We start from the raw sequence: 3,729 nt of genomic DNA on the forward strand, positions 1-3,729 counted from the left end.
CCTCCGCAACCCCGTCCTCTTCCACCCCACCGCCCAAACCCTCATCACCACCCACCACACCACCTTCATCGAACCCAGCGCCCACCCCGTACTCACGGCTCCCCTGACGGAGGCCTCCGACGCCATCGCGGTGATCGGGACCCTGCGCCGCAACGACGGCACGCTCGCCCGGCTGCTCACGTCCGCCGCGCAGGCCTGGGTGTGCGGCCTGCCCGTCGACTGGGCCGCGCAGTACCCGGGCGCGCGGCGGGTTCCCCTGCCCACCTACCCCTTCCAGCGCACGCGCTACTGGATGGAGAACCAGGGCACCGGCGCCGCGGACCTCGCGGCGGCCGGGCAGACGGCGCTCGACCATCCGTTGCTGTCGGCGCGGATCGACCATCCTGATGGCCGGGAGACGCTGTTCACGGGGCGGATCGCGCTCGACCGGCAGCCCTGGCTGGCCGATCACTCCATCGCCGGGGTGGTGCTGCTGCCGGGAACGGCGGTGCTGGAGATGGCGGTGCGGGCCGGTGACGAGGTCGGCTGCGACCTCGTCGAGGAGCTGACCCTCACGACGCCGCTGGTGGTGCCCGAGCACGGCGGTGTCCAGGTGCGGGTGCAGGTTTCCCCGCCCCGGGACGGACGCCATGCGCTCGCCGTGTACGCGCGCCCGGAGGACGCGCTCCAGGGCGACACGTGGACGCTGCACGCGAGCGGCACCCTGTCGCGATCGGCTGCGGCGGCCGTCCCGGCCGCCGTGGCGTGGCCGCCGGCGGACGCCACCCCCGTGCCCGTCGAGTCCGGGTACCGGAACCTGGCCGCGCGGGGATATGCCTACGGCCCGGCGTTCCAGGGGCTGCGCGCACTGTGGCACCGTGGCGACGAGGTGTTCGCCGAGATCGCACTGCCCGAGGAACAGCGCGCGGCCGCACGGCGGTTCACGCTGCACCCGGGTCTGCTCGACGCGGCCGCGCAGACCGTGCTGTTCGCCGCTTCCTCCCGCACGGAGGCGCCGTCCGTGCTGCCCTGGGAGTGGCGGGACTTCACCGTGTACTCCTCGGGCGCCACCGCGGCACGCGTGCGCCTGCACGCCGTGAGCCCGACCAAAGCCCGGCTGTCGCTCCTCGACCCCGCCGGCGTGCTGATCGCGGAAGCCGGGGCGCTCATGCTGCGGCAGGTGGATCTCGCCGAGATCTCCCGGCTCGGTGCCGGCGACGGCGGCCCGCTGCGCGTGGAGTGGAACGAGTTCACCACGGCGTCCGTGGTGCCCGCGGACATCATCACGCACGTCGACGTGCGCGACGCGGCCGAGCTGTCCCTGCTGGTCGCCGACGACGACACCGCGCCCCCCTCGCTGGTCTTCGCGCGGCTGGACCGGGAACACGCGGGGGACGACGAACCCTCGGCGGAGACCGCGCACGCCGCGGCGGTGCTGACGCTGCAGCTGCTCCAGACGTGGCTCGCCGAGCCCGCGTTCGAGGAATCCCAGCTGGTGTTCGTCACGGACCGGGCCGTGCGGGCATTGCCCGACGACCGCGTCGACGCCCGGCTCGCCACGGTGTGGGGCATGGTCCGGTCGGCGCAGACGGAGCATCCGGGCCGGTTCGTGCTCGCCGACATCGACGGCACCGAACCCTCCGAGCAGGTCCTGCCGATCACCGTCGCGAGCGGGGAGCCGCAGCTCGCGATTCGCCGCGGAAGCCCGCTGCTCCCCACGTTGGTCCGCACGGTCTCCACCGGTACCGCCGCGACGCCCGGTGCCTCCGACGGCACCGTGCTGATCACCGGCGGTACGGGAACGCTCGGCCGCCAGGTGGCCCGGCATCTGGTCGCCACCCACGGTGTGCGGCGCCTGCTGCTGCTCAGCCGGAAGGGGCCGGACGCGGAGGGTGCGGCGGACCTGATCGCCGAACTCCGGGCGGCCGGTGCGCACGCGGAGATCGTCGCGTGCGACGCCGCCGACCGCGACGCGCTGGCCCGGGTGTTCGACGAGGCGCGGGCGCGCCACCCGGTGACGGCGGTGATCCACACCGCCGGGGTGCTCGCCGACGGTGTGCTCACGTCCCTCACCCGGGACCAGGTCACCCACGTGCTGCGTCCGAAGATCGATGCGGCGATGCACCTGCACGAGCTGACGCGTCAGCACGAGGTGGCCCGTTTCATCCTGTTCTCCTCGGCCGCCGGCGTGCTCGGTTCGGCCGGACAGGCCGCCTACTCCGCCGCCAACGCCTTCCTGGACGCGCTCGCCCACCACCGGCGGGACCAGGGTCTGGCCGCGGTCTCGCTGGCCTGGGGGCTGTGGGCCGAACGCAGCGCTCTGACCGGCACGTTGACGGACACGGACGTCCGCAGGCTGTCAGCGCTGGGCATCGCCCCCATGACGACCGAGTCCGCGCTCGTATCGTTCGACCTCGCCTGGCGCGACGGCTGCCCGGCGACCGTCGTCCCGATACGGGTGGACTCCGCGGCGCTGGCCGCGCTGGGTGGACCGGTTCCGCCGATGCTGCGTGACCTGATCCACGTGCCGGTGCGCCGCACGGCGGCCCACCTGCCCGGGGACGACACCCGGCCGTTGGCGGACGTTCCCGCCGATCGCCGGGCCGGCGTCCTGCTCGATCTGGTGCGCACCAGGGCGGCCGCGGTCCTCGGGCAGGGCTCGACCGACCGGGTTCCGCACGACCGGGCGTTCCGTGACCTCGGCTTCGACTCACTCGCCGCCGTCGACCTTCGCAACCAGCTCAACCACGCGACCGGTCTACGGCTGCCCGCCACGATCGTGTTCGACCACCCGAATCCGGCGGCGCTGGCCGGGTATCTCGAGGAGGCGCTGTACGGGCGGCGGGCGCAGGAGCCCTCCTCGGCTGCTCCGGTCGTCCCTCCTTCCGACGACCCGGTGGTCATCGTCTCGATGAGCTGCCGCTTCGCCGGCGGCAGCAGTTCACCGGAAGCGTTGTGGGACCTGCTCTCCACCGCCGGCGATGCGGTGACGGCCATGCCGTCCGACCGCGGTTGGTCCCCGGAGGCCTTGTACGACCCGACGGGCGGCAGGCCGGGTTCGGTGATCTCCACCGAGGGCGCGTTCCTGCCGGACGCCGCCGACTTCGACGCGGACCTGTTCGGGATCTCCCCGCGCGAGGCCCTGGCGATGGATCCGCAGCAGCGGCTGCTGCTGGAAGCCTCGTGGGAGGCGTTCGAGCGCGCGGGGATCGACCCGACGTCGATGCGCGGCAGCCGGACCGGGGTGTTCGCCGGTGTGATGTACCACGACTACGGTGCGCGCCTGACCGACGTACCCGCCGAGGTCGAGGGGTACGTGATCAACGGCAGTGCGGGAAGCGTGGCATCCGGGCGGGTCGCCTACTCCTTCGGGTTGGAGGGTCCCGCCGTCACGATCGACACCGCCTGCTCGTCCTCGCTGGTCGCCCTCCACCTGGCCGCCAACGCGCTGCGCAACGGCGAGTGCACCATGGCCCTGGCCGGCGGCGTCACCGTCATGGCGACGCCCGCCCCGTTCGTGGAGTTCAGCCGGCAGCGCGGGCTGGCACCCGACGGGCGGTGCAAGCCGTTCTCCGCCGGCGCGGACGGGACCGGCTGGGGCGAGGGCGTCGGTCTGCTCGTCCTGGAACGACTCTCGGATGCCCGGCGCCTGGGTCACCCGGTCCTCGCGGTGCTGCGCGGCTCGGCCGTCAACCAGGACGGCGCCTCCAACGGCCTCACCGCCCCCAACGGCCCCTCCCAGCAACGGGT

Annotated in this window: 1 protein-coding gene; it reads left to right on the forward strand. The window is 73.7% G+C overall.

Annotated features, from left to right (window positions below; translation table 11 throughout):
- Window positions 1-3,729: SDR family NAD(P)-dependent oxidoreductase (locus tag ACIOJE_RS41130; RefSeq protein ID WP_400783803.1), on the forward strand; the 3,729-nt coding region annotated here is incomplete at both ends.

The sequence above is a fragment of the Kitasatospora sp. NPDC087861 genome, from assembly GCF_044742585.1.
GTDB lineage: Bacteria > Actinomycetota > Actinomycetes > Streptomycetales > Streptomycetaceae > Kitasatospora.